This window comes from Streptomyces sp. SAS_272 (genome assembly GCF_052543235.1).
The window spans coordinates 25,305-51,054 of the sequence record NZ_JBMNDR010000004.1; the positions used below are offsets into that span (position 1 = coordinate 25,305).

The following is a 25,750-nucleotide window of genomic DNA, read 5'->3' on the forward strand; positions in this document are numbered from 1 at the left end:
CGATGTCCTTTCCTCTGCTGACAGCGACGGCGGCGCTCCCGGCGATCGGGGCGGTGGCCACGGCCGCCGTGCCGGCCGCCCGGCGCAACGCCGCCAAATCGCTGGCGTTGCTGTTCTCCGTCGCCACACTCGTCCTGGCGATCGTCGTCCTGGTCCGCTTCGACCCGGACGGTGCCCGCTACCAGCTCACCGAATCCCACTCCTGGATCGCCGACTTCGGCGTCCGGTACGAACTCGGCGTGGACGGCATCGGAGTCGCGCTCGTAGCGCTGACCGCGCTGCTGATCCCGTTCATCATCCTCGCGGGCTGGCACGACGCCGACCCGCTGGAGACCGGCAACAAGCGCTGGCGGCCCACGCAGGGCTTCTTCGCCCTGATCCTGGCCGTCGAGGCGATGGTGATCCTCTCCTTCGAGGCCACCGACGTCTTCCTCTTCTACATCTTCTTCGAAGCCATGCTCATCCCGATGTACTTCCTCATCGGCGGCTTCGGGGACCGTGCCCACGCACACGGCGAGGAGACGGCAGCCACCCAACGGTCCTACGCGGCGGTCAAGTTCCTCCTGTACAACCTGGTGGGCGGTCTGATCATGCTGGCGGCCGTGATCGGTCTCTACGTGGTCGCCGGGAACTTCTCGCTCACGGAGATCGCCGAGGCCCGCGCCAACGGCACGCTCGACATGGCGACGAACACCGAACGCTGGCTGTTCCTCGGCTTCTTCTTCGCCTTCGCGGTGAAGGCCCCGCTGTGGCCGCTGCACACCTGGCTGCCCAACGCCATGGGCGAGGCCACCACCCCCGTCGCAGTGCTGATCACGGCGGTGGTCGACAAGGTGGGCACCTTCGCGATGCTCCGGTTCTGCCTCCAGCTCTTCCCGGAGGCGAGCAAGTGGGCGACGCCCGCGATCCTCGTCCTGGCGCTGATCAGCATCATCTACGGGGCGCTGCTCGCCGTCGGCCAGCGGGACATCAAACGGCTGGTGGCCTACGCGTCGATCTCGCACTTCGGGTTCATCATCCTGGGCATCTTCGCGATGACCAGCCAGGGCCAGTCCGGCGCGACGCTCTACATGGTCAACCACGGCATCTCGACGGCCGCCCTGATGCTGGTCGCCGGCTTCCTGATCTCGCGGCGCGGTTCGCGGCTCATCGCCGACTACGGCGGTGTGCAGAAGGTCGCTCCCGTGCTGGCCGGCACGTTCCTGATCGGCGGTCTGGCGACGCTGTCGCTGCCGGGGCTCGCGCCCTTCGTGAGCGAGTTCCTCGTGCTGGTGGGCACGTTCGCGCGCTACCCGGTCGTCGGCATCGTCGCCACCTTCGGCATCGTCCTCGCCGCCCTCTACACGCTGGTCCTCTACCAGCGGACGATGACGGGGCCGGTCAAGCCCGAAGTCGCCGCGATGCCGGACCTGCGCGCGCGTGAGCTCGTCGTCGTCGCCCCGCTGATCGTGCTGTTGATCTTCCTCGGGGTCTATCCCAAGCCCGTCACCGACATCGTGAACCCGGCGGTCAAGCAGACCTTGTCCGACGTACACAAGAAGGACCCCCAGCCCGAGGTGGAGGCGGCCAAGTGAGCGCATCAGCCGTCCACAGCCTGTGGACAACGGCGGCAGCCGCGACCGAACCGATCGCGAAGATCGACACGCCGAAGATCGAGTACGGGCAATTGTCGCCCACCTTGATCGTCGTAGGCGCGGCGATCGTCGGGGTGCTGGTCGAGGCGTTCGTGCCGCGCAAGCACCGCTACTACGCACAGCTGTTCGTGACCGTCGTGGCGCTGGTCGCCGCGTTCGCCGCGGTGATCGCGCTGGCGGAGGGCGGCTACGGCACCACGAAGGCGCGCATCGCGGCCATGGGCGCGATCGCCGTCGACGGACCCGCCCTCTTCCTGCAGGGCACGATCCTGCTGGCCGCCCTGGTCGGCGCGTTCACCTTCGCCGAACGCAGGCTCGACCCCGAGGCGCACGGCAACCGGGTCGACTCCTTCGCAGCCCAGGCGGCCTCCGTCCCCGGAAGCGACAGCGAGAAGGCGGCCGTCAAGGCCGGCTTCACCACCACCGAGGTCTTCCCGCTGCTGTTGTTCGCGGTCGCCGGCATGCTGGTCTTCCCCTCGGCCAACGACCTGCTGACGCTCTTCATCGCCCTGGAAGTGTTCTCGCTGCCGCTGTACCTCCTGTGCGCGGTGGCCCGCCGCAAGCGGCTCATGTCGCAGGAGGCCGCGGTCAAGTACTTCCTCCTCGGGGCTTTCGCGTCCGCCTTCACCCTTTTCGGCATCGCCCTGCTGTACGGCTACGCGGGATCGGTGTCGTACGCGACGATCGCCCAGGTCGTCGACGGAACGGTGCAGAACGTGAACCCGGCGCTCGCCGACACCATGGGCAACGACGCGCTGCTGCTCATCGGCGCCGCGATGATCGTCATGGGTCTGCTGTTCAAGGTCGGCGCGGTGCCCTTCCACATGTGGACGCCCGACGTCTACCAGGGTGCGCCGACCCCCGTCACCGGCTTCATGGCCGCGGCGACCAAGGTGGCCGCGTTCGGCGCGCTGCTCCGCCTGCTGTACGTCGTCCTGCCCGGGCTGCGCTGGGACTGGCGGCCGGTGATGTGGGGCGTCGCGATCGTCACCATGCTGGGCGGCGCGATCGTCGCGATCACGCAGACCGACATCAAGCGGCTGCTGGCGTACTCGTCGATCGCGCACGCAGGCTTCATCCTCGCCGGCGTCATCGCGACCACCCCGGACGGCGTCTCGTCCGTCCTCTTCTACCTGGCCGCGTACTCGTTCGTGACGATCGGCGCGTTCGCCGTGGTCACCCTCGTGCGCGACGCCGGCGGTGAGGCGACGCACCTGTCCAAGTGGGCCGGGCTCGGCCGGCGGTCGCCGCTGGTGGCGGCCGTGTTCGCGGTGTTCCTGCTGGCCTTCGCCGGCATCCCGCTGACGTCCGGGTTCGCCGGTAAGTTCGCCGTGTTCAAGGCGGCGGCGGAGGGGGGCGCGGCACCGCTCGTCGTGGTCGGTGTGATCTCGTCCGCGATCGCCGCCTTCTTCTACATCCGGGTGATCGTGCTGATGTTCTTCAGCGAGCCGCGGCCCGAGGGCCCGACCGTCGCCGTCCCCTCACCGCTGACGATGACGGCGATCGGAGTGGGCGTGGCGGTCACACTCGTGCTCGGTGTGGCACCGCAGTACTTCCTGGACCTGGCGAACCAGGCGGGAGTGTTCGTGCGCTGAGCCGGCGACGCGACGCCGGCCCGCGCCTGCCGACATGACGGGCCCGGCTCCTCCAGGGGAGCCGGGCCCACCGTCGTCGCACGGGTGAGCGAGCAGGGCCGCCCCTCACCGGGTTCATCACGCAGAGTCACCGGATTGGGTCTGTGGATAACTCCGGCGGTGTCGGTGCGGACCCCTATCGTGGAGGCAGTGGTCGAAGGGCGACGTACGGGGGACCAGACGATGGGCGCGACGGGCGGGATCAGCGAGATGACAGGGATCACCGGGACACCGGAGGGGACCGACAGCGAGGCGTTGGCCACGCTGCACCGGGTCTTCGGGTACGAGGCCTTCCGCGGCGCGCAGGAAGAGGTCATCGAACACGTCGTGGCCGGCGGGGACGCGGTGGTCCTCATGCCGACCGGCGGCGGCAAGTCGCTCTGCTACCAGATCCCCGCCCTGGTCAGACCCGGCACGGGAATCGTCGTCTCCCCGCTGATCGCGCTGATGCAGGACCAGGTGGACGCGCTGCGGGCGCTCGGTGTGAACGCCGGGTTCATGAACTCCACCCAGGACTTCGACGAGCGGCGTGTGGTCGAGGCCGAGTTCCTGGCCGGCGAGCTGGATCTGTTGTACCTCGCACCGGAGCGACTGCGGCTGGAGTCGACCCAGGAGCTGCTGTCGCGCGGCAAGATCGCGGTGTTCGCGATCGACGAGGCGCACTGTGTGTCCCAGTGGGGCCACGACTTCCGGCCCGACTACCTCACCCTCGCCGTGCTCGGCGAGCGCTGGCCGGACGTCCCGCGGGTAGCCCTCACGGCGACGGCGACACGCGCCACCCACGACGAGATCACCCAGCGGCTCAACATGCCGTCGGCCCGGCACTTCGTGGCGAGCTTCGACCGGCCCAACATCCAGTACCGGATCGTGCCGAAGGCCGACCCCAAGAAGCAGCTGCTGAACTTCCTGCGCGAGGAACACGCCGGGGACGCGGGCATCGTGTACTGCCTCTCGCGCAACTCCGTGGAGAAGACGGCCGAGTTCCTCTCCCGCAACGGCGTCGAGGCGGTCCCCTACCACGCGGGTCTGGACGCGGGGACGCGCGCGGCCCACCAGTCCCGGTTCCTGCGCGAGGACGGCCTGGTGGTCTGCGCGACCATCGCCTTCGGCATGGGCATCGACAAGCCGGACGTGCGGTTCGTCGCCCACCTCGACCTGCCGAAGTCGATCGAGGGCTACTACCAGGAGACCGGGCGCGGCGGCCGCGACGGGCTGCCGTCCACGGCATGGATGGCGTACGGCCTCAACGACGTCATACAGCAGCGCAAGCTCATCCAGTCCGGTGAGGGCGACGAGGCCTTCCGGCGGCGGGCCGGCGCTCACCTCGACTCGATGCTGGCGTTGTGCGAGACCGCCCAGTGCCGCCGTGGACAGCTCCTCGCCTACTTCGGCCAGGAACCGGCCGCGACGGGCTGCGGCAACTGCGACACCTGCCTCACACCGCCGGAGACGTGGGACGGCACGGTCGCGGCCCAGAAGGTGCTGTCGACCATCGTGCGACTGCAGCGCGAGCGCGGGCAGAAGTTCGGCGCGGTGCAGATCGTCGACATCCTGATGGGCAAGCGCACGGCCAAGGTGATCCAGTTCGACCACGACCAGCTGTCCGTGTTCGGCATCGGCGAGGACCTCACCGAGGGCGAATGGCGAGGGGTCGTCCGTCAGTTGCTGGCGCAGGGCCTGCTGGCGGTCGAGGGCGAGTACGGCACCCTCGTGCTGACGGAGGCCAGCGGGGCGGTCCTGCGCCGCGAGCGGGACGTACCGCTGCGCAAGGAGCCGAAGAGGCCGGCTGCGTCGTCCAAGGCGTCGGGTGGGTCCTCGTCCGGCCGCAAGGGGGCCAAGGCGGCAGCGGCCGAGCTGCCCGAGGAACTGCTGCCCGCTTTCGAGGCGCTGCGTGCCTGGCGCGCCGAGCAGGCCCGTGAGCAGGGCGTTCCGGCGTATGTCATCTTCCACGACGCCACGCTTCGGGAGATCGCCACGGCGTGGCCGACGTCGGTGGGCCAACTCGGCGGAATCAGCGGGGTCGGTGAGAAGAAGCTGGTGACGTACGGAGAAGGTGTGGTCGCGGTCCTGGCCTCATTGGGCGGGCCGCCTGCGGGTGGCGCCGCTGCGGGTGCGACCGAGGGCTCGGCTGCGGCTGCCGCTGCCGCTGCCTCTGCCGGTGCGGGTGCGGCAGCGGGGGCGGGTGCCCGCACCGCCTCCGCTGCGAACGCCGACACGGGCCCGGGCGCCTTGGACCTGTGGCCAGATGTGGACGAAGAGCCCGAGCCCGAGGACTGGATATAGGGGCCCCTGTCCCATCCAGAGCTCCTGTCCCGAGTTCCCAGGTCGTTTCCCGGTCCCGGTCCCGGTCCTGAGCACGAGCCGGAGCCCGGGTGCGCGTCGGAGGCGACGTCAGGGGAGCCGGAGGCGGCGCTGGTGCCGCGCTGGTCCTCGGCGTGCCCGGCCCGTGGTGGTCGCCGCTCCGGGCACGTTCCTCACAGGGCTCGGCCCGCGTAGGCCCTGACGTCGGCGTCCGAGTCGGTCGTCGCGGTGGCGAGGGCGGCGCGGGCGGCCTCCGAGGCACGGAGGCGGGTCAAGGCCAGGACGGCGGCCTTGCGGACGTCCGCGTTCGGATCGGCCAGGGCCTTGGCGAGGACGGGCACGGCCGTGTCGGGGTGGGTCACGGACAACGCGGTGGCGGCGCCGGCCCGGACCTGCCAGGCCGGGTCCGTCAGGGCCTCCACGGCTCGGGCGGCGAGCGGCGCCGGGCAGCCGGTCGTGCCCAGCGCCCCGTAGGCGGCGGCACGGACCAGTGCGTCCGGGTCGTCGACCAGACGGACGAGCGCCGTGTGGACGGCGTCCGGCTCAAGGGCGACGCCAGGACCTGTGCCCCTGCCGGTGCCGGTGCCTGCTTCGTCGGCTGAGCCGGAGCCGGAGCCGGAGCCGGAGCCGCTGTCCGCGACCGGTGCGGCGCCGGTGCCGGACACCGCGCCGGTGCCGTGGCCGCCCCCGCCTTCCGTCGGCGTGTCGCCGCTCAGGCGTCCGGCGGCCACCGTGGCAAGGGACTTGGCGATCGTGACGCGCACCTCGCGGGACGGGTCGGCGGTCGCCGCGCGGGCCAGTTCGTCGGCGGCGTCGACGGAGACCAGAGCGCGGACGGCCTCGATGCGGACGGCGATGTCCGCGTCGGTGAGAGAGCCGGCGAACAGGGCCGCGTCCCCGAGACGAAGGGCACGCAGCACGTCCAGGGCCGCCGCTCGGACGACGGGGTCGGGCTCGTCCAGCGCGGCGGCGAGGCCGTCCCGAAGGGCGGGCTCCGCCGGCAGGGTCTCGACGAGCTCCCGGAGCGAGGCCGCGGCGGCGGAGCGTACCGCCGCCGCCGGGTCGCGCAGCGCTTCGGCCAGCGCGGGCCCGGTGCCCGACGGCAGGGTCTCGGTGAGGACGGCGACGGCCTCGCGCCGGACGGCGGCCGCCGGGTCGGACAAGTAGGGCAGCAGGGCGTCGAGTTCGGGCTCCTCCTCGGCGAGGGCGACGAGTTCGAGCAGACGGGACGAGGACCGGGGAGAGGAGTCCTGGTCGAGGGCGGGCTCGGGCACGGCAGGCGCCGGGAGGTCGGTCTCAGGCGCGAGGGCCCCGACGCCCGCGGCGACGGGCGCCACCTCCCGTGAACCGGCCGTCGCCACGTTCTCGGCGTGGACCTCGCCGATGTGCCGCGACGGGCCGCCTACGGGGGTGAACTCGTCGATCGGCACCAGATACGGAGCCACGGGCCGGGCCGTGAACTCCATCGCACCGGAAGGGGACTTGTGCAGATCCAGGTGGTGGAACCAGGAGGAGTCGTCACGATGAGGATGGTCGAGACGGTCGTGATAGAGGCCCCAGCGGGACTCCGTGCGGGCCAACGAGGCGCGCGCGGCCATCTCCGCGCAGTCGCGGATGAAGGTGACCTCGGCGCAGCGCATCAGCTCGTGCGCGGTACGGGCGCCCATCTCCGCGATGTCGTCGCGCATCCGCTCGAAGGACTCCAGGGCCAGCGACAGCCGCGCGCCCGACTTCGGCGGGGCGACGTAGTCGTTCACGAAACGGCGCAGCTTGTACTCGACCTGGGGTTGCGGAGGGCCCTCCGGGTTGCGCAACGGGCGGTAGATCAACTCGTGCGCTTGGCGCAGCTGATCGGCGGGCAGCTCGCCGTCGTACGCCTGGTACTGGGCGGCGTCCGAGCCGGCCAGGTCGCCGAAGACGAACGCGCCGATCATGTAGTTGTGCGGGACGCAGGCGAGGTCGCCCGCCGCGTACAGCCGGGCAACGGTGGTGCGGGCGTGCTCGTCCACCCGGACGCCCGACGCCGAATGGCCGCCGCACAGGCCGATCTCAGAGATGTGCATCTCGATGTCGTGGGTGCGGTAGTCGTGGCCGCGGCCGGCGTGGAAGGTGCCGCGGGAAGGGCGCTCGGTGGAGTGCAGGATCGACTCGAGGGAGGCGATCGACTCCTCGGGCAGATGGCTCAGCTTCAGGTAGACGGGACCGCGGTCGCTGGCGACCTCCGCAGCGAACTCGGCCATCATCTGGCCCGACCAGTAGTCGGAGTCGACGAACCGCTCGCCGTGCCGGTTGACCTGGTAGCCGCCGAAGGGGTTCGCGACGTAGGCGCAGGCGGGGCCGTTGTAGTCCTTGATGAGCGGGTTGATCTGGAAGCACTCGATGCCGGTCAGCTCGGCGCCCGCGTGGTAGGCCATGGCGTAGCCGTCGCCCGCGTTGGTGGGGTTCTCGTACGTGCCGTACAGGTAGCCGGAGGCGGGCAGGCCGAGGCGGCCGCAGGCGCCGGTGGCGAGGACGACGCCGCCTGCGCGGACGGTGACGAACTGTCCTGTGCGGGTGTTGAAGCCGACCGCGCCGATGGCCCGCCCGTCGTCCGGGGCCGTCAGCACGCGCACCGGCATCACCCGGTTCTCGATGCGGATCCGCTCGCGCATCTCGCGCCGCCGCAGCTGCCGGTACAGGACCTTCTTGACGTCCTTGCCCTCCGGCATGGGCAGTACGTAGGACCCGGAACGGTGGACCTGGCGGACCGCATACTCGCCGTGCTCGTCCTTCTCGAACTTCACGCCGTACGACTCCAGGCGCTGCACCATGGCGAAGCCGCGGGTGGCGGTCTGGCGGACGGTGGACTGGTCGACGATGCCGTCGTTGGCACGGGTGATCTCGGCGACGTAGTCGTCGGGCTCGGCGCGGCCGGGGATGACGGCGTTGTTCACTCCGTCCATGCCCATCGCGAGTGCGCCCGAGTGGCGCACGTGGGCCTTCTCCAGGAGCAGCACGTCCGCGCCGCGCTCGGCGGCGGTCAGGGCGGCCATGGTGCCGGCGGTGCCGCCGCCGATGACGAGGACGTCGCAGGTCAGCTCTTCGGCGTCGGTGAGCGCGGGGATCTGCAGGGGGGTGTCCACCGGGGTGCCTTTCAGGTGCTCAGGGAGGTCAGGACGTCGCGTCGCAGGGCCGCGCGCGCGGGGTCGTCGTGGGCGGCGCGGTCGCGGGGGCGGGGCACGTCCCGTACGGCGACGAGCCGGCCCGCGCCGAGCAGGGCCACGCGGTCGCCGAGGAACAGGGCCTCGTCCACGTCGTGCGTGACGAAGACGACGGTCGCCCCGGTCCCCTGCAACACCTCCACCAGCAGGTCCTGCATGCCGGCGCGGGTCTGGGCGTCGAGGGCGCCGAACGGCTCGTCCATGAGGACGGCGCGCGGGCCCGTGGCGAGGGCGCGGGCCAGTTGCGCGCGCTGGCGCTGTCCTCCGGAGACGCGGTGCGGCAACTGCCGTGCGCGGTCGGCGAGTCCGACCCGCTCGAGCCAGTCGGCTGCCTTCCTCCTGCGTTCCGCGCGCCGCAGGCCCTGGATGGCGAGGGGCAGTTCGACGTTGGCCAGCAGGGTCCGCCAGGGCAACAGCGCGTCCTCCTGGAAGACCAGCGCGCGATCCGCCGCAGGTCCGCCGATCGGCAGGCCGTCCTGCTCCACGGCGCCGCCCAGCGCGGGCAGCAGCCCGGCGAACGTGCGCAGCAGCGTCGACTTGCCGCAGCCCGAAGGGCCGACGACGGTGAGGATCTCGCCCGGTCGGACATCCAGGTCCACGTCGGCCAGGGCGGCGGCGTCGGGGCGGCCCAGAGCGGCCGCGCGGAGCGTGAGCCGGGTGCCCCGGGCGGGTGAGCCCGTTGCCGTACCGTCCGCTCCCTTCCCGTCCGCCTTCCTCCCGTCCGCCCTCTTCCCGTCCGTTTCCGGGCCGGCGGGTTCCGCGCCGGAGGCCGTGGGGTCGGGGCTGTGCGTCCCGGCAGCGGCCGTCCCGGCAGCGGCCGTCCCGGCCGCGGGGGCGGTCCGGCGGGTGTCAGACGAGGTGCTCATGGCGCGTCCCCTCGGGTTCGGGTCCGGTGCGGTCGGCGTCGTCGGCGCCGCCCGAAGAGGCGGAGGGGGACGGGACCGAGGGGGACGAGGCCGCCTCGGGTGCCGTGAGGTGCCGTGGACGTGGCCGACCTGCGGGAACGTACGACGTGCGCGGCAGCCAGCGGGTCAGTCGACGGCCGAGGAGTTCCACGGCCGTGGAGGTGGCCCAGCCGAGCACGCCGATCGTGACCATGCCGACGAAGACGCCCGGGTAGTCGACGACCGTGTAGTCCTGCCAGGTGCGGTAGCCGACGCCGTACTGACCGGAGATCATCTCGGCGGAGATCACACAGATCCAGGACACGCCGATGCCGACGGAGAGCCCGCCGAAGATGCCGGGCAGCGCACCCGGCAGGACGACCGAGCCGAGGATCCGCCACCGGCCGCCGCCCATGGTGCGCACCGCTTCCTCCCAGCCGGGGCTCAGCGCGCGGACCGCGTGCCGGGTGGAGACCATGACGGGGAAGAAGGCGGCGGTGAAGGTGATGAAGACGATGCCCTGTTCGTTGGAGGGGAAGAGGAGGATCGAGACGGGCACCAGGGCGATCGCGGGGATGGGCCGCACGACCTCGAGGATCGGTCCGAGCAGGTCCTCGGCCGGCCGCGAGCGTGCCACGAGCACGCCCGTGGCGACTCCCACGACGGCGGCCAGCAGGAAGCCGCTGAGGATGCGGGTGAGGCTGTCGGTGAGATCGGTCCAGTAGTCGTCGCCGGCCATGCGGTCCGCGAAGGCGCGGGCCACGTCGGCGACGGTCGGGAACTGCGAGAACCGCAGCCACAGGTCGACGTTCAGGCTGGTCAGCAGTTGCCACACGCCGAGGGCGGCGGCCACCGAGGCGACCCGCAGCGCATACCGGCTCATGACGCCCGCGCCAGGGCGTCGGCGTAGGTGACGACGCGGGCGCCGCCGTGCGCGGCGATGTAGACCTGCGCGGTGGCCGGGGTGACGAAGGGCAGGAGGGTCGTGCCGTCGGCCACCCAGACGGCCTTGTCGGCGAACCACAGGGTGCCGGTGGTGGCGTCGGGGACGTAGGCGGCGCGGACTTCGTCCTTGTGCCCGGCGACGTAGTTCAGCAGCTCGGCGGGCGTCTTGAAGGCGAGGGTCTTCGTGGCGTCGCCCTTGGGCCAGACCTCGCTCGCGGCGGGCGGGGGAGCGGCGGCGAGCTGTCGGGCGTACGACGCGCCGAGAGCCTTCCTGACGTACTGGTCGTCGACGAAGGAGTCCACGTCGACGTCGCCCGTCAGCTTCGCCTCCTTGAGGATCGACACGTCCTTCTTGAGGGCGGAGACCAGCTGGGGCTTGACGGCCGGGTCGAAGGCGGAGATGCCGTGGGCCCCGTTGTAGAGGTAGACGACCTCGGCGGGCAGCTTGGTGGCCTTGGCGACGCTCTCGGCGGCGGCCACGGGGTTGCCGTTCAGATAGGCGGTGGCCTCGGACTGTGCCTTGAGGAACGCCTCAAGCACCGCCGGGCGTTCCTTGGCGAACTTCTCGCGGACGGTGACGCCGTGGAACGTGGCCAGGTTCAGCTGGGCGCCGTCGTAGAGGGCCTTGGCCTTGCCCTGGTACGCGAGCAGGCCGGGCCAGGCGACGAACTGCGAGAGGGCGTCGGTGCTGCCCGCGGAGAGCGCCGAAGCGCCCACGGCGGGCTGCTGGTTGAGCTTCTCGATGCCCTTGTCCGGGTCGATGCCGGCTCGCTGCAGTGCGCGCACGAGGGTGCCGTCGGCGGCGGAGCCCACGCTGGTGGAGACCTTCTTGCCCTTGAGGTCCTCGAGCGAGGCGAGCTTCGAGTCGGGCGCGGTGACGATGGTGTTGAGGCCGCCGCGGAGGTTGTATCCGGTGATCGAAACCAGGCGTGTGGGCTGGTTCAGCTGCTTGCCGCGGGCCGCGTTGATGAGGAGCGGGAAGTCGCCCATCGAGCCGATGTCGATCTTCCCGGCGGTCATCTGCGCGGTGATGGGAGCACCGGTGGCGTAGTCCTGCCAGTCCACCTTGTAGGTCTTGCCGTCGCCGAGCGCGTTCAGTTCCTTCTCGAAGTAGCCGAGGGAACGCAGGAGGGTGCCCGCGGTGACCGTGTTGATGGTCTTGGACTGGTAGCCGACGGTGACGGTGACCGTGGAGCCGCTGCCGGCCTCGGCGCTGCCGCACCCGGCGAGCGAGAACAGCAGGAGGGCGGCGGTCGCGGCTGCTGCTTTGGTTTTCATGGGAGATGCGGGCCTTTCACCGGAGCAGGTAGGGCATGTTGACCGTGACGGCTCCGGTGGGGCAGCGGGCCGCGCAGGGGCCGCAGTACCAGCACTCGTCGACGTGCATGTAGGCCTTGCCGTTGCTCTCGTCGATGGCGAGGGAGTCCAGCGGGCACATGTCCACACAGAGGGTGCAGCCGTCGATGCACTTCGACTCGTCGATGGTCACGGGCACGTCGGCCCGCTGGGGCGCCAGGGTCATGGCTGTCTCCGAAAAGGTCCCGAGAAATGTTGAGAAATCCCGTGCGGCAGCGAACCGATGGGGCCTTGCCGAACGATGAAGGGGTGAGAGCGGGAAGCAGGGTGGAACGGCTGGAGGAGGGTGGCGGGGGATGGAAGGTCACAGCGAGCGGTGCAGTCGGCCGCTCATCGAGATGCGGTCGCCGCGGAAGCGGATGAACTCCAGGTCCACCGGGCGTCCGTCGGCGAGATGGGTGAGGCGTTCGAGCATCAGGACGGCCGCCCCGCGCGGCGCCTCCAGTACGGCCGCGGAGTGGGCGTCCGCGTTCACCGCCTCCAGGGTGATCTCGGCGTGGCCGAGGTGCTGCCCGGTGAGGGCCTCGAGGAGACGGAAGACGTCGGTGTTCTCCAGATCGGCACCCAGCAGATCGACGCCGATGTCGAGCGGAACGTAGGTGAGGTCGAGAGAGAGGGGGACGCCGCCCAGGCGGCGCAGGCGTTCGATGTAGAGGACATCGGCGCCGGGCGGGACACGGAGGCGGTCGGCCACCGGTGCGGGTGCGGCGACGGGGCCCATCGTGCGGACCTCGTTCGTGACGTGGCCGTGTTCGTGCAGGGTCTCCGCGAGCCCCATCAGACGGTCCAGCCCATGGGGGTACTTCTGGGCCACGACGATCGTGCCGACGCCGGGCAGGCGTTCCACCAGACCCTCGGCCCGCAGGAGGTCGAGGGCCTCGCGGACGGTGTTGCGGGAGGCGCGGTAGTCGGCGGCGAGGGTCGCCTCGTGGGGGAGCGTGCCGGCCGGGAAATCGCCGGTGAGGAGTTGGCGACGGAGCAGGTCGGCGAGCTGACGTGCCTGATCCGCGCGCAGCCGACGCCGCGCACGGTGGGCGGCGACGGTGGTCGCGCCCTGGCCGGCGTGGTCTCGGACGCGGTCGGTGGCTGGCATGTTTTGAACCATACCGACCCACTAGGAAAACCAGTGTTGCCGGAATGTTGCGCCATCTGCGACAGCGTCAGACATGGGCTTGACCTGCGAAAAGGGCTGTCCGCCGAGGTAGATCCGCCAGTTCGGGGTGAGATCCGCGACGCGCTCAGGACAGCGCGGTCAGCCCCGGGGCGAAGGTGATCAGCAGCGGCAGCAGCGGGATCAGAGTGGCCACGGTCGTCGTCAGCGCCCGGTGTCTGCGCAGCAGACGTGGGGGCGGCTCGAGGAGGCGGTCGACGCGTTCGCCCAGGAGGCGGTGACTGGAGGCGCAGGACAGGACGCCGCGGTGCTGGTTGAGCTCGATCAGGGCCAGCGCCGTGGTCAGGTGCCCGCAGCGGCGTGATGCCGTGTCGTCGGCGGCGAGTTCGACCAGGCGGTGCGTCTGGTCGCAGAAATGGGAGAAGAGCGGAATGCGGGGGAAGCCGGTGGCAAGGGCGGTGGACAGGTGGAGCAGCCAGTCGTGGTGGGCGCGGGCATGGCCGCGCTCATGGGTGAGGACGGCGTCCAGCTGGTGGGAGGTGAGGCGGTGTAGGGCGCCGGTGGTCACGATCAACTGGGGTGGGTTGCCGGGCATCCACCAGGCGTCCGGGTATTCGTCCTCCAGCACGAGCAGCGGGCCCCGGGCGGGCGGCAGGCCCGCGGGCAGGTCGGGGGCGCGTTCGCGCAGGTGGGCCCGCGCCCGGTCACGGCGTCGGCGTGCCTCGACGAGTTCACGGGCGAGCATGGCGGTGGTCCAGGCGGCCCCGCAGGCCAGCAGCAGGGTCAGGGCCGTCGCCCACAGCGGGGCGGCGGAGAGGTCGTACGCCTCCGTGACCGCCGCCGGGGCAGGCGCGAAGACCCTTGAGCGGACGGTGTGGAAGACGGCCGCGGCGCCCAGCACCAGGGCCGTCAGGCAGCACAGCAGGACGGTGGCGACCAGGCACTGCCACACCCACAGCCCCACCACCGGCTCCCGCTCGGGCCAGGCGGAGCGGGTCAGCGCACGCGGGGCCGGCACCGCGGCCGTCAGGCCGACGATGCTCAGCAGGAGCAGGCAGACGGTCATGCCGGGGGCTCCGGATCCTGGTCGGGAAGGGGGCGCGCGCCACCCGGGCGCGACGTGCGTGCCGGCGGCGCACACTCGTGCGGCCTGCCACGTGCGGCGGGCCCGGCACGAAGACCGCGCCCGCCGCCAGTATGACGGCGGTTCCCCCGGGAGTCAGCCCAAGTCGACGCCCGGATTCGGCCCGGGCCACCCGGGCCGGACGCGGACCCCGAGGCCCGCCGGCGCACCGCCCGTCGCGCCGCCCCTCATCCCACCGTCGCGCATCGCGTCGCCCGGCATCGAGCCCGGGGCCGGGATTGGGAGCGTGACCTCACCCGGCGACCACCCGGCCGCTCACCTCGCCCAGGCCCACCCTTGCTCCGTCGGGACCGGGAGCCCACGCCGACAAGGTCACCACATCGCCGTCCTCCAGGAACGCCCTTTTGCCGTCGGGGAGTTCCAGCGGGTCGCGGCCGTTCCAGGTCAGCTCCAGGAGGGAGCCGAGCTGATCCGGGTTCGGTCCGCTCACGGTGCCCGAGCCGTACAGGTCGCCGGTGCGCAGGGAGGCCCCGTTGACCGTGAGGTGGGCCAGTTGCTGGGCGGCCGTCCAGTACATGGCGGAGAAGGGAGGCTCGGAGACGACGTGACCGTTGATCGCGACGGAGATGCGCAGGTCGTAGCCGGCGGGTTCGGCGTCGGAATCGTCCAGGTAGGGAAGGAGGGGGTGGGTGCGCTCCGGGGGCGCCGTCCGAGCCTCATCCAGAGCCCCCAGCGGGGTGATCCACGCCGACACCGACGTCGCGAACGACTTGCCGAGGAACGGGCCGAGGGGCACGTACTCCCAGGCCTGGATGTCGCGGGCGGACCAGTCGTTGAGCAGGCACAGCCCGAAGACGTGCTCGCGGTAGTCGGCCAGCGCGACCGGGCTGCCCTGCTTCGACGGCACGCCGACCACGAAGCCGACCTCCGCCTCGATGTCGAGCCGAACGGACGGGCCGAAGACGGGGGCGGGGTCGGAGGGCGCCTTGCGCTGGCCAGAGGGGCGCACCACGTCCGTTCCGGAGACCACGACCGTGCCGGCGCGGCCGTGGTAACCGATCGGCAGGTGCTTCCAGTTGGCGAGGAGGGTGTCGCCGGCGTCCGGGCGGAAGATCGCGCCGGCGTTCCGCGCGTGGTGCTCGGAGGAGTAGAAGTCGACGTAGTCGGCGACCTCGAAGGGGAGGTGCAGCGACACCGCGGACAGGGGATGCAGAAGGGGTTCGACCGTGGGGCGGCGGGCGGGGTCGGTGACCCACTCCGTGAGCGCGCCCCGCACCTGCGACCAGACGGCGCGGCCTGCCGCGAGCAACGGGTTCAGGTTCGGCGCCGACAGCAGCTCCGCGTGGGGCGAGCCGAGCTCGCGGGCTGCCGCGCCCGCGTCCAGCACGTGATCGCCGAGCCGGACGCCGACGGTCCGCCCGGTGGAGCCCGAGAGGGAGAACACGCCGTACGGGAGGTTGTGCGGGCCGAAGGGATCGCCCTCGGGAAGGTCGAAGGGGGGCATCGGGTACTGCCTCTCTTTCCTGCACTCTCTGGTGCTCGCCATGTCGTGGTCACCGGACACCGGGCGGATGTCGCGCGGGTGCGGCGAGCCGGGCCACACGTTACGGCTGACCTGGCGAAAGCGACATGGGGGACGGGCCGACGGGGCGTTTCGGCCCGCAGCGCCCGGCGTCCGCCCGCCCGCCCGCGGGTGGTTCACGATCCGGGACGCGTTCTTGAACCGGCGCGGGAGCCTTTGGCCGTCCGCTCCCCGGCGATACGTCAGAAAACTGCTTCATTGGGCCAGTCCCGGGACGGGTCAAGGCCAGTCCCGCAAGGAGAGTTGGCAGAACAGGGCAGGACCTGGCCGTCGTTCGCTTCACGTCGAACCCGAGGGGTACGGCATCCGTATTCTCTGATCATGGCCGCACCTACCGCATATGCCGCGCGCACCGCGTATTCCCTGATCGCCACAGACCTGGACGGAACGCTGCTTCGCGGCGACGACACCTTCTCCGACCGGTCGCTCGACGCGCTCGCGCGGGTGGCCGCCGCCGGCGCACGCCACCTGGTGGTGACGGGACGGCCCGCGCCCCGCGTGCGGCCGCTGCTCGAGCGCCTGCACAGCAGGGGACTCGCAGTGTGCGGACAGGGCGCGCAGCTCTACGACGCCGGCGCGGACCGGCTGCTGTGGTCGGTGACCCTGGACCGGGAGCTGGCGGAGACCGCGCTCGGCAAGATCGAAGCGGAGGTCGGGCAGCTGTACGCGGCGGTCGATCAGGACGGCGTAGACGGGCTCACGCTCATCGAGCCGGGGTACCGGATGCCCCACCCGACGCTGCCGGCGCTGCGGGTGGGCCGTCGCGACGACCTGTGGTGCGAGCCGATCAGCAAGGTGTTGCTGCGCCATCCTGCCCTGTCCGACGACGAGTTGGCGGCGACGGCCCGATCGGTGGTGGGCTCGCTCGCCACGGTCACCATGTCGGGTCCCGGCACGGTCGAGCTGCAACCCTGCGGGATCACCAAGGCGACGGGTCTGGCACTGGCCGCGGAGCATCTCGGACTGCGGCCCGAGGACACCGTCGCCTTCGGGGACATGCCCAACGACATCCCGATGTTCGACTGGGCGGCGCGCGGAGTCGCGATGGCCAACGCCCACCCCGAACTCAAGGCGGTGGCCGACGAGGTGACGACGTCGAACGAGGACGACGGCGTCGCCGTCGTCCTCGAAAGACTGTTTCCGTGAGTCCTGCCCGCCGACCGCCTGCTGACCGCTGACCGCCTGCCGACTGCAGGCCGGGACGACCGCCGGCCTGCCGACCGACTGCCGACCGGCCAATCAGCTGGCAGGCCGGTCGCCGGGAGGCCGGCCAACCAGCCGACCGGCCGACCGCCGCGGTGCTGTCGGTTCGGGCGTGGCCCGGACCGTCAGTAGGCGCCGAAGACGTTGTCGATCGAGCCGTAGCGCGCGGCCGCGTAGTTGCAGGCGGCGGTGATGTTCGCGACCGGGTCGTAGGAGTCCCAGGAGGTGCCCTCCACGTGGTAGGCGCGGAAGGTCGGGTCGATGACCTGCAGCAGGCCCTTGGACGGGATGCCCGCGGCGGCGTTGGAGTCCCAGAGGTTGATGGCGTAGGGGTTGCCCGAGGACTCGCGGATGACGTTGCGGTAGATGCCGTTGTACGTCCCGGGGATGCCGTGCTGCGACATGACCTGGAGGGAGGCGCGGATCCAACCGTCGAGGTTGTCGGAGTAGCCGAGGCTGCTCGCGGTGGCGACGGTCGGGGTGGTGGCCGCGGAGGCGGTGGTCGCGCCGATGAGGGGGAGCGCCAGTACGGCGACTCCGGTGCCGGCGATCGCGAGTTTGCGGGCGAGGCGGGACGTGCGGGTGGGGCGCTGAGCGGCAGCGGACATGACGAGTTTTCCTCTCCGTCGCCTGCGAGGTGAGCTGTCGGGTTCGGGCGGGAGCTGCCCGGTCGCGTCCTGACGGTCGCGACTTCACCCCAAGCCGTAACGGATTGCCCCAAAAGTTCTGGATGTCCAGAACGTCAGGGCAATGCGCTGCGGCGACCTACCTGGTTCCCCCGCTCCTGCCATGCGTATCTCGGTGGGTGTTACGGGCGGCGGCAGGATTAGGCGTCCGCCCGACAGGCCGGGAACGTATGCGAGAGCACATGTCCGGAACAAGTGCCGAATTCACAGATGACCCCTATTGACCTTGGTCTGTGCCGTATGGGGTACTTGATCCTTTGTGGATGCAAAGCGTCAACTCGCTTGGTGGGTGCGGGGGATCGAAGAGTGGCCGACGCTGGTCGCTGCGGAGGGGTCAGTGAGCCATGTCACGCCGAATCACAAGAGCGGCGAATCGGGCATTAGCCTCAACTCGCTTGTTATGGCGCAAGGGAGAGGGTGGGAGGGCTGGCTGTCGCGCGACCAGTCGTGTCGGGGTCGCTTTTCACGCGGCATGCGGCATGCGGCATGTCGCATGCGGTGTCACGCGTGGCATGTGTGGCATGCGTGGCACCCGCGGCGAATGTGGAATCCATGGCATGGGTGGCATGCGCATGCCGTCGCGGCGAGGGGGCGGGCCGGCCGAGCTGGGGATGGGGTCGGTCGACGGGCGGGGCGAGGCAGGGGCGCCGCCGGGCCGAGGCGGACCTCGGCCGGATGTCGGCCTCGGTGTGGACATGATTCGGCACTTCGCGGCAACCCGATGAATATCTCTTCGTATGGGCTGATCAGAAACATCACGGACGTGATCGGATACGGTCTGGCCCGATGCGTGCACCTCGCGGGCGAGTGCATTCGCCCCCGGGGGACGTGGGGGCTATCGGTGATCGAAACGTGACCGGATACGCTGACTCGAGTGATGGCAGCGACCTATCGACAAACCGCGTAATCGCCAGTAGACACCAGCAGACAGGAGACCCCTCGTGACCGTCGTCGGGCCGTTCGGGCTGAGCGTGCGGGACCAGGCTCTGGAAGCCGATGTCCAGGCCGGATTGGCGGCTGTCGAGGAAGGCTTGCTCGAGGCCACCAAGAGTGAGGTTCCGTTCATCACGGAGGCCGCCCAGCACCTGGTGCGGGCGGGCGGGAAGCGGTTCCGCCCGCTGCTCGTGATGCTCGCGGCGCAGTTCGGGGACAGGTATGCGCCGGGCATCGTGCCGTCGGCCGTGGTGGTGGAGCTGACGCACCTGGCCACGCTGTACCACGACGACGTGATGGACGAGGCCGCCGTGCGGCGCGGGGTCCCCAGCGCGAACGCCCGCTGGGGCAACTCGGTGGCGGTCCTCACCGGTGACTTCCTCTTCGCTCGCGCCTCGCACATCCTGGCCGATCTCGGGCCGGAGGCGGTGCGGGTGCAGGCGGAGGCGTTCGAGCGGCTGGTCACCGGCCAGATCCTGGAGACGGCGGGGCCCACGGACGGACGGGACCCGGTCGAGCACTACCTCGACGTGCTCGGCGGCAAGACCGGTTCGCTGGTCGCGGTGGCCTGCCGGTTCGGCGCCATGATGTCGGGCGCCGACGAGACGGTCGTCGACGTGCTGACGCAGTACGGCGAGCGGCTCGGCGTCGCCTTCCAGCTGGCGGACGACGTGCTGGACATCGCGTCCGACTCGCACGAGTCCGGCAAGACGCCCGGCACCGACCTCCGTGAGGGCGTGCCCACTCTGCCCGTGCTGCGGCTGCGGGAACGGGCCGCGCGTCTGTCCCTGCCCGAGGACATCGCGCTGTGCGAGCTGCTGGACTCCGACCTGAGCGACGACGCCCGGCTCGCCGAGGCCATCGAGGCGCTCCGGGCCCACCCGGCGCTGGAGCAGGCCCGACGGGACACCGTGCGATACGCGAACGACGCGCGGGCCGCGCTGGCGCCGCTGCGCGAGTGCGACGCGAAGGCGGCGCTGATGGAGCTGTGCGACGCGGTGGTCCACCGGGCGGGCTGAACCCTCCCGGAGAGTTCCGCCCCGGACGCCCGTCGACGGCCGACCGCGGAGCCGTTCGGCTGCCGAACCGCCGAGCCGTCCGGGTGCTGGACAGCCGAACCCTTGGGCTGCCGAGCCTCGGGGCCGTTCGGCGTCCGCCCCCCGAGCCCCCAAGCCCCCGAGCTCCAAAGCCCCCGAGCCCTCCGAGCCCCCAAGCCCCCGAGCCCTCCAGCCCCCAGCCATCGGCCCTCAGCCCGCAGCTCCCCACCCCTGAGGCTGTCTGACCGGCGAGCCCGTGGCCGTGGCCGTGGGCTGCCGCTGCTGCGAGCCGTCCGGCCGGCGGGTCTCGCCGTCAGTCGTGCCGTCCGCATCCGCGTCGAGCCGTCGCTACCCCTACGGGTCGTCAGCCGTCCCGGCGGTCTCGTGTCATACCGCAGGTGTACGCGGAGTTGAGCCCTCGGGTTGACGCTTCCGAGGAGTCGATTTGGTCAGATGGGAACCACGGAAAACACCACTCCTCACCGATTCGGGTGAGAATGGCGGCTCGGGGTGGGACGTTCAGCGTGATGACCAGCCGCCGCCGACGACGGAGGTAAGGGACACATGGCACCGAAGGCATCCGACGACACCATGACCGGCGGGGACGCCACCGGCGGGGACGGCGACGACCTGCGCGTCGGACGGCGCAAGGCCGTGCGGTACGTCGTTCCGGTCACCGTGATCGGTGTCGCGGCCGCGACGATCGGACTGGTCCCGGCGCTCGCCGACTCCGGCGACCCCGACCTGCCGAAGATCACGGCACAGCAGCTCCTCGACAAGATCGCCGCTTCGGACGTGCAGCAGCTGTCCGGAACGGTGAAGATCACCACGGATCTCGGGCTGCCCGACCTCGGCGGGTTGGAGAGCGGCCTCCTCTCGGGGGCGGCCAAGGGCGGCGACGGCTCGGCCGCCGATCCGTCCGCCAAGCTCACCGAACTCGCCTCCGGCACGCACACGTTGCGCGTCGCCGCGGACGGCCCGGACCGGCAGAAGCTCTCGCTGCTGGAGAACGCCGCCGAATACAGCGTCATCCACAACGGCAAGAACGTGTGGGGTTACGACAGCGGGTCCAACGAGGTCTACCACTCCACGGTCGAGGAGAGCGCGGGGAAGAAGGGGGAGTCCCCCGTACCCGCGACACCCAAGGACCTCACCGAGGACGCCTTGAAGGCGGTCGACGACACGACGTCCGTGACCGTAGACGGCACGGTCCAGGTCGCCGGCCGCGACGCCTACAAGCTGCTCGTGAAGCCGAAGCAGTCCGGGTCCACGGTGGGTGCGATCAGCGTGGCGGTGGACGCGAAGACGGGTCTGCCGCTGAAGTTCACGCTGACCCCGGCGAGCGGCGGGGCCGCCGTCGTGGACGCCGGCTTCACCCAGGTCACCTTCGCCAAGCCCGCCGCCTCCACCTTCGACTTCACCGCCCCCAAGGGCGCGAAGGTCACCGAGGGCGACGACGACGGCAAGGGCGACAAGGCAGGCAGTCCGGAACCCGGGCGCGGCGACTCCGACGACTTCGCCGACGCCTTCGGCGGTCAGGGCGGTCAGGGTGGCCCCGAGGGCCTCGACGTCATCGGCGAGGGCTGGAGCTCGGTCGCCGTCTTCGACACCGGCGGTGAGGGTGTGCCCTCGGGCGCCGAGGCCGGCGGCGACCTCGGCGGGTTCCTCGGCTCCCTCGGCGACAAGGTGAGCGGCAAATTCGGCTCCGGGACCGTCTTCTCCACCCGTCTGATCAACGCCCTGATGACGGACGACGGCAAGGTCTACGTCGGTGCGGTCACCAAGGACGCCCTGGTGAAGGCAGCCGACGCGGGGAAGTGAGCGGCGCAGGCCCAGCGGCGCAGGCCCAGCCGGGGAGCCGGGGAGCCGGGGAGCCGGGCAGTCGGGCAGCCGGGCAGGCACAGCGGTGCACGCCCGGGGATGCATGCACAACGCGGTCGGCGCCCTCCGAGTGAGGGCGCCGCGGAGAGGAAGCCGGTGAGGGAGTCCGAGGACGACGTCGACGCAGTCACCCACGTCGGCGCGGCCGCCCACGCCGACGACGCCGTCATCCGCACCCGCGCCCTCACCAAGCGCTACCGCGGTGGACAGCTCGCCGTGGACGGTCTCGACCTCACCGTCCCGGCGGGCAGCGTGTTCGGCTTCCTCGGACCCAACGGCTCGGGCAAGACGACCACCATCCGCATGCTGATGGGGCTCATCGAACCCACGGCCGGCACCGCCAGCGTCCTGGGGCAACCCATGCCGCGGGCCGTCCGGGCCGTGCTGCCGCACGTCGGGGCCCTGATCGAGGGGCCCGCCCTCTACGGCTTCCTCTCCGGCCGGGACAACCTGCTGCGGTACGACGCCGCCGATCCGACGGCCGACCCGCGCACCCGGCGTGCGCGGGTCGGGGCGACGCTGGACCGGGTGGGGCTGACGGCCGCCGCGGGCAAGAAGGCGAAGGCGTACTCCCTCGGCATGAAGCAGCGTCTCGGGCTCGCGGCGGCCCTGCTGCAGCCCCGCCGGCTGCTCGTCCTCGACGAGCCGACGAACGGGCTCGATCCGCAGGGCATGCGGGAGATCCGTTCGCTGATCCGGGAGTTGGCCGCGGAGGGCACGACCGTCTTCCTCTCCTCGCACCTGCTCGACGAGATCGAGCAGGTGTGCACGCACGCGGCGGTGATGGCCCGGGGCCGGCTGATCGTGCAGGGCCCGGTGGCGGACCTCGCGGCGGGGACCCGCGGTCGGCTGGTCGTGACGACCCCGGACCTGGCGGACGCGGCCCGGGTGCTGAAGGAGCAGGGCGCGGCCGACGTCGTCGTGGCCGAGGACCGGGTGAGCGCGGAGGCGCCGTCGCCGGACCGGGATCCGGCCGACCTGAACACGGCGCTGGTGACGGCGGGCGTCCGTGTCCGCGGCTTCACCGTCGAACGGGCCTCCCTGGAGGACGCGTTCGTGGCACTCACGGGGGAGGGCTTCGATGTCGCGGGCTGAAACGGAACCGGTGGACGACGACCACCGCCCCCGAAGCCCCGGAACGAACCCCACGGCCCCGGAGCCGGGAGCGCCCCGGTCTCCGTCCCCGACTCAGTCCCCGCCCTCGACTCAGCCCCCGTCCCCGACGCAGACCCGGTCCTCGTCCTCGACTCAGTCCCGGTCCTCCTCCTCGTCTTCGTCCATGCCTCGGTCCCGGCCCCGTTCGTGGACCTGGACTCTCGGACTGTTCCGCAGCGAGCTGCTGACGACCTTCCGACGCTGGCGCACACTCGCGCTGCTGGGCGTGCTCGCGGCCGTGCCGGTCCTGGTCGGGATCGCCGTGAAGCTCGAGACCGGGGACAGCGGGTCGGGCGGCCGTGGGGGCGGAGGAGGCGACGGACCCGCGTTCATCGCGCAGGTCACCAACAACGGCCTGTTCCTGGTCTTCACCGCGCTGGCGGTGACTCTGCCGTTCTTCCTGCCGATGGCGATCGGCGTCATCGCGGGCGACGCGATCGCCGGCGAGGCGAACGCGGGCACCCTGCGCTACCTTCTGGTCGCCCCGGCCGGCCGCTCCCGTCTCCTGCTGGCCAAGTACGCGACCGTCATGACCTTCTGCCTCGTCGCCACCCTCGTGGTCGCCCTCTCGGCGCTGACGGTCGGGGCGCTGCTCTTCCCGCTCGGCGACCTGACGACGATCTCCGGCACCCGGATCGGCTTCGGGGACGGACTGCTGCGGGCGCTGCTGATCGCCTTGGTCGTGGCTCTCTCGCTGATCGGCGTGGCGGCGCTCGGTCTGTTCGTCTCGACGCTCACGGGCAGCGGCATCGCGGCGATGGCGACGACCGTCGGCCTCCTGATCACGGTCCAGATCCTCGACCAGATCCCCCAGCTCGACGCCTTGCAGCCGTATTTCTTCTCGCACTACTGGCTGTCCTTCGCCGACCTGATGCGCGAGCCGGTCTACTGGGACGACCTGCAGAAGAACCTCGGCCTCCAGGCGCTGTACGCGGTGTTCTTCGGCTCGGCGGCCTGGGCGCGCTTCACGACGAAGGACGTCACCGCGTAGCGGGCGCGGGGCTCAGCGGGCCTTCTGCGCTCCCGTGGCGGTCCTTCAGCGGGTCTCGTACGGGAAGCGGGCGAGCGGGGCGTCCTGCGCGAAGAAGGTCTTCGCCCGTGCCAGCGCCTCCGTGTCGTTCAGGACGTCGCCTGGCTTGCTCCCATTGCCGAGCAGCACCCCGCCGAAGTGCATGCCCAGGTAGGCGGCCGAGTTGCGGAGCGTGCCGACGAGCGGGTCGGCGACCGAGGGCTGTTCGTCCGCCAGCACGGTGACGCCCCACAGGGTGCGCCCGGCCAGCGTCGCCTCGAAGTCGAGGCCGGGGGTGCGCAGCCACCCCGACCAGTGGTCGAGATAGCGCTTGGTCTGCGCGGAGACCGAGTACCAGTACAACGGGGACGCGATCACGATGTCCGTCGCGCCGAGCGTGGCGTCGAGCAGCAGGGCGGCGCTGCCCTCGGTCGGGCGGACGTGGTCGACGTCGTGACGCTGGTCGGCGAAGTCGGGCAGGGGATGCTCGGCGAGGCTGATCCACGTCTGCTCCACATCGGACGGCAGCTGCTCGGCCGCCGCGCGGGCCAGCGACTCGGTGTTGCCGTCCGGGCGGCTGCTGCCCAGCACGAAAAGGACGTTGCGGCGCGTCATGTCTGATCCCCCAGCGATCGGTGTGCGGTGCGGTGCGGAGTCGGCATCCGACAACAGTATGCACTTGCATTAAATGTGTGCGCAAGTATGTGGGCGGGCGTCAGCTACAGCTCTCGGCGGCCCGGGCGACGGCCAGCAGCGTCGCTTCGCCGCCGTGGGCCGCGATCACCTGGAGCCCCAGCGGGCAGCCGTCCGTGCCGATCCCCGCGGGAAGACTGATCGCCGGGTGACCACTCAGGTTGAACGCCCAGGTGAGCGCAGTCGAATACCGGTCTCCCGGGCCCTCGTGACCGTGCGCGGGGTTCGGGGTGGTGGGCGTCAGCAGCAGGTCCGCCCGGGAGAAGAACGCGGCCAGCAGCCGGTCGTTCGCCGCGCGGACGCGTTCGGCGGGGCCGCGGTCCGCGCCGGGAGTGCGCAGCGCCAGCCAGGCCGGAGCGGGGTCCTCCAGGTGCGGCGGGGTCCCGGAGGGCGGCAGCCGGACGACTCCTGCCGCGGCGAGACGCGTCGCGGCGGCCCGGGCGAGGGCGACCGGCTCGGGGTCGGGGTCGGCGAAGCCCAGATCGGGGGAGAAAACGGCGAAGGGCGACTCGGGGTTCGCTCTTTCGGTCATTTCGGAAGCAGATTCCCGGGCAACGATCCGCCAGTACGCCGCGGCGTCCGCCGCGTATCGGACGATCACACCAGGCGCCGCCAGCCCCGTACGGTCCCCGGACCGCGCTCCCGCCCGCTCCCGCTCCTCCCGCTCCTCCCGTTCCGAAGCCCGCTCCCCCTCAGGCTCCTCCCCCCGCTCAAGCTCCCGCGCCGACCCCTGGTCCAGCTCCGACCTCTGATCCCGCGCCCACCGTTGTCTCCGCGCCGACCCCTGGTCCAGCTCCGGCCCCTGGTCCAGCGCCGATCGTTGATTCCGCGCCTGGGCCTGTTCCCGCTGCCGGGGCGGTCGACGGGCGTTCGTGGTCTTCAGGCCGATCACCCCGCACCACGCGGCCGGGATGCGCACCGAGCCGGCGCCGTCGCTGCCGGTGGCGAGCGGGACGAGGCCGGCGGCCACCGCTGCCGCAGCGCCCGCCGAGGAGCCGCCGGGCGTGCGGTCGGCCCGCCAGGGATTGACCGTACGGCCGTGGGCGCCGAGTCCCCACGTCTGCCAGGGCGTCCCCGGGCCGGGCACGGCGGTCGCGCCCACCGGCACACAGCCGGCTGCGATCAGCGGGCCCGCCGTGCGCAGCCCGTACCGCCCCTTCACGCCGATCGGCACCCCGGCCAGCGGCAGGCGCTCACCCGCGGCGATCCGAGCGTCGACCGCACGCGCCGCCGCACGGGCCCGTTCCGCCCACACCTCGGCGAAGGCGCACAAGGAGCCGTCGGCCCGGGCGATCCGGTCGAGCGCCTCGCCGACGACGTCCACCGCCGGAAGCCGCCCCGACCGCACGGCCTCGGCGAGCTCCACGGCCGCGGGCCACTCCCAGGATGCAGCCGCCCTCATCGCGGTGCGCGCCCGGCCGG

Annotated in this window: 19 protein-coding genes and 1 riboswitch; of the genes, 8 read left to right on the forward strand and 11 right to left on the reverse strand. The window is 71.6% G+C overall.

Annotated elements, in window-relative coordinates:
- Positions 1–2 precede the first annotated feature (2 nt).
- The 3 genes from ACN6LD_RS04455 to recQ all read left to right on the forward strand — a co-directional run bounded on the left by ACN6LD_RS04455 (position 3) and on the right by recQ (position 5,551).
- Entirely contained in the window at positions 3–1,574 is a 1,572-nt protein-coding gene (locus tag ACN6LD_RS04455; protein WP_319189279.1) for an NADH-quinone oxidoreductase subunit M, read from the forward strand.
- Positions 1,571–3,229 (forward strand): NADH-quinone oxidoreductase subunit NuoN, encoded by a 1,659-nt coding sequence (nuoN, locus tag ACN6LD_RS04460; protein ID WP_319189277.1) that lies wholly within the window; start codon positions 1,571–1,573, stop codon positions 3,227–3,229. Before ACN6LD_RS04455 ends, nuoN begins: the two co-directional genes overlap by 4 nt.
- Positions 3,230–3,451: 222 nt before the next feature.
- Entirely contained in the window at positions 3,452–5,551 is a 2,100-nt protein-coding gene (gene recQ / locus ACN6LD_RS04465; protein ID WP_445042627.1) for a DNA helicase RecQ, read from the forward strand.
- 191 nt (positions 5,552–5,742) lie between these two features.
- Here recQ and ACN6LD_RS04470 read toward each other — a convergent pair whose 3' ends face one another.
- The 8 genes from ACN6LD_RS04470 to fahA all read right to left on the reverse strand — a co-directional run bounded on the left by ACN6LD_RS04470 (position 5,743) and on the right by fahA (position 15,653).
- Positions 5,743–8,691, reverse strand: a complete 2,949-nt coding sequence (locus ACN6LD_RS04470; RefSeq protein WP_445042565.1) for a fumarate reductase/succinate dehydrogenase flavoprotein subunit — start codon at positions 8,689–8,691, stop codon at positions 5,743–5,745.
- Positions 8,692–8,702: 11 nt separating this feature from the next.
- On the reverse strand, positions 8,703–9,635 hold the full coding sequence (locus ACN6LD_RS04475) for an ABC transporter ATP-binding protein (RefSeq protein ID WP_445042566.1): 933 nt from the start codon (positions 9,633–9,635) through the stop codon (positions 8,703–8,705).
- Positions 9,619–10,536 carry an ABC transporter permease gene (locus tag ACN6LD_RS04480; RefSeq protein ID WP_445042567.1) on the reverse strand — a complete coding sequence of 306 codons (918 nt, stop codon included), beginning with the start codon at positions 10,534–10,536 and terminating at the stop codon, positions 9,619–9,621. Before ACN6LD_RS04480 ends, ACN6LD_RS04475 begins: the two co-directional genes overlap by 17 nt.
- Positions 10,533–11,876, reverse strand: coding sequence for an ABC transporter substrate-binding protein (locus ACN6LD_RS04485; protein ID WP_445042568.1), 1,344 nt, complete (start codon positions 11,874–11,876; stop codon positions 10,533–10,535). The genes ACN6LD_RS04480 and ACN6LD_RS04485 overlap by 4 nt, the downstream gene beginning before the upstream one ends.
- A gap of 16 nt (positions 11,877–11,892) precedes the next feature.
- Positions 11,893–12,120, reverse strand: coding sequence for a 4Fe-4S dicluster domain-containing protein (locus ACN6LD_RS04490; RefSeq protein WP_020130156.1), 228 nt, complete (start codon positions 12,118–12,120; stop codon positions 11,893–11,895).
- 138 nt (positions 12,121–12,258) lie between these two features.
- A complete protein-coding gene (locus ACN6LD_RS04495) occupies positions 12,259–13,047 on the reverse strand; it encodes a GntR family transcriptional regulator (RefSeq protein WP_319189274.1) in 789 nt (262 codons plus the stop codon).
- A gap of 145 nt (positions 13,048–13,192) precedes the next feature.
- The gene (locus ACN6LD_RS04500) at positions 13,193–14,131 is read right to left on the reverse strand and encodes a M56 family metallopeptidase (RefSeq protein ID WP_319189272.1); all 939 of its coding nucleotides are present in this window, start codon (positions 14,129–14,131) and stop codon (positions 13,193–13,195) included.
- 310 nt (positions 14,132–14,441) lie between these two features.
- Positions 14,442–15,653 carry a fumarylacetoacetase gene (gene fahA, locus ACN6LD_RS04505; RefSeq protein ID WP_445042569.1) on the reverse strand — a complete coding sequence of 404 codons (1,212 nt, stop codon included), beginning with the start codon at positions 15,651–15,653 and terminating at the stop codon, positions 14,442–14,444.
- 399 nt (positions 15,654–16,052) lie between these two features.
- Here fahA and ACN6LD_RS04510 point away from each other — a divergent pair, with 399 nt between their 5' ends.
- Positions 16,053–16,877 carry an HAD family hydrolase gene (locus ACN6LD_RS04510; protein ID WP_057584850.1) on the forward strand — a complete coding sequence of 275 codons (825 nt, stop codon included), beginning with the start codon at positions 16,053–16,055 and terminating at the stop codon, positions 16,875–16,877.
- Between the two features lie 182 nt (positions 16,878–17,059).
- Here the strand turns inward: ACN6LD_RS04510 and ACN6LD_RS04515 are convergent, their stop codons facing one another.
- Positions 17,060–17,542: a transglycosylase SLT domain-containing protein gene (locus ACN6LD_RS04515; protein WP_319189269.1), complete on the reverse strand. Its 483-nt coding sequence runs from the start codon at positions 17,540–17,542 to the stop codon at positions 17,060–17,062.
- A 4-nt stretch (positions 17,543–17,546) separates the two neighbouring features.
- Positions 17,547–17,748, reverse strand: a riboswitch (cyclic di-AMP (ydaO/yuaA leader).
- A gap of 813 nt (positions 17,749–18,561) precedes the next feature.
- Between ACN6LD_RS04515 and ACN6LD_RS04520 the strand changes: the two genes are divergently transcribed.
- The 4 genes from ACN6LD_RS04520 (at position 18,562) to ACN6LD_RS04535 (ending at position 23,617) form a co-directional block, all read left to right on the forward strand.
- A complete protein-coding gene (locus ACN6LD_RS04520) occupies positions 18,562–19,572 on the forward strand; it encodes a polyprenyl synthetase family protein (protein WP_319198510.1) in 1,011 nt (336 codons plus the stop codon).
- 582 nt (positions 19,573–20,154) lie between these two features.
- Positions 20,155–21,411 carry a LolA family protein gene (locus ACN6LD_RS04525; RefSeq protein WP_445042570.1) on the forward strand — a complete coding sequence of 419 codons (1,257 nt, stop codon included), beginning with the start codon at positions 20,155–20,157 and terminating at the stop codon, positions 21,409–21,411.
- Positions 21,412–21,510: 99 nt separating this feature from the next.
- Entirely contained in the window at positions 21,511–22,566 is a 1,056-nt protein-coding gene (locus ACN6LD_RS04530; protein WP_445042571.1) for an ATP-binding cassette domain-containing protein, read from the forward strand.
- 184 nt (positions 22,567–22,750) lie between these two features.
- Positions 22,751–23,617 carry an ABC transporter permease gene (locus tag ACN6LD_RS04535; RefSeq protein WP_319197818.1) on the forward strand — a complete coding sequence of 289 codons (867 nt, stop codon included), beginning with the start codon at positions 22,751–22,753 and terminating at the stop codon, positions 23,615–23,617.
- A gap of 45 nt (positions 23,618–23,662) precedes the next feature.
- Here ACN6LD_RS04535 and ACN6LD_RS04540 read toward each other — a convergent pair whose 3' ends face one another.
- Positions 23,663–24,250: a flavodoxin family protein gene (locus ACN6LD_RS04540; RefSeq protein ID WP_445042572.1), complete on the reverse strand. Its 588-nt coding sequence runs from the start codon at positions 24,248–24,250 to the stop codon at positions 23,663–23,665.
- A gap of 100 nt (positions 24,251–24,350) precedes the next feature.
- Positions 24,351–25,730, reverse strand: coding sequence for an amidase family protein (locus ACN6LD_RS04545; protein WP_445042573.1), 1,380 nt, complete (start codon positions 25,728–25,730; stop codon positions 24,351–24,353).
- Positions 25,731–25,750: the final 20 nt, after the last annotated feature.

Excerpts from the sequence above, each read along its gene's own strand:
- ACN6LD_RS04455 (WP_319189279.1), top strand. The coding sequence starts at position 3 with ATGTCCTTTCCTCTGCTGACAGCGACGGCGGCGCTCCCGGCGATCGGG.
- recQ (WP_445042627.1), top strand. The coding sequence starts at position 3,452 with ATGGGCGCGACGGGCGGGATCAGCGAGATGACAGGGATCACCGGGACA.
- ACN6LD_RS04475 (WP_445042566.1), bottom strand. The coding sequence starts at position 9,635 with ATGAGCACCTCGTCTGACACCCGCCGGACCGCCCCCGCGGCCGGGACG.
- ACN6LD_RS04480 (WP_445042567.1), bottom strand. The coding sequence starts at position 10,536 with ATGAGCCGGTATGCGCTGCGGGTCGCCTCGGTGGCCGCCGCCCTCGGC.
- ACN6LD_RS04485 (WP_445042568.1), bottom strand. The coding sequence starts at position 11,876 with ATGAAAACCAAAGCAGCAGCCGCGACCGCCGCCCTCCTGCTGTTCTCG.
- ACN6LD_RS04490 (WP_020130156.1), bottom strand. The coding sequence starts at position 12,120 with ATGACCCTGGCGCCCCAGCGGGCCGACGTGCCCGTGACCATCGACGAG.
- ACN6LD_RS04495 (WP_319189274.1), bottom strand. The coding sequence starts at position 13,047 with ATGCCAGCCACCGACCGCGTCCGAGACCACGCCGGCCAGGGCGCGACC.
- ACN6LD_RS04500 (WP_319189272.1), bottom strand. The coding sequence starts at position 14,131 with ATGACCGTCTGCCTGCTCCTGCTGAGCATCGTCGGCCTGACGGCCGCG.
- fahA (WP_445042569.1), bottom strand. The coding sequence starts at position 15,653 with ATGCCCCCCTTCGACCTTCCCGAGGGCGATCCCTTCGGCCCGCACAAC.
- ACN6LD_RS04510 (WP_057584850.1), top strand. The coding sequence starts at position 16,053 with ATGGCCGCACCTACCGCATATGCCGCGCGCACCGCGTATTCCCTGATC.
- ACN6LD_RS04515 (WP_319189269.1), bottom strand. The coding sequence starts at position 17,542 with ATGTCCGCTGCCGCTCAGCGCCCCACCCGCACGTCCCGCCTCGCCCGC.
- ACN6LD_RS04525 (WP_445042570.1), top strand. The coding sequence starts at position 20,155 with ATGGCACCGAAGGCATCCGACGACACCATGACCGGCGGGGACGCCACC.
- ACN6LD_RS04530 (WP_445042571.1), top strand. The coding sequence starts at position 21,511 with ATGCATGCACAACGCGGTCGGCGCCCTCCGAGTGAGGGCGCCGCGGAG.
- ACN6LD_RS04535 (WP_319197818.1), top strand. The coding sequence starts at position 22,751 with ATGCCTCGGTCCCGGCCCCGTTCGTGGACCTGGACTCTCGGACTGTTC.
- ACN6LD_RS04540 (WP_445042572.1), bottom strand. The coding sequence starts at position 24,250 with ATGACGCGCCGCAACGTCCTTTTCGTGCTGGGCAGCAGCCGCCCGGAC.
- ACN6LD_RS04545 (WP_445042573.1), bottom strand. The coding sequence starts at position 25,730 with ATGAGGGCGGCTGCATCCTGGGAGTGGCCCGCGGCCGTGGAGCTCGCC.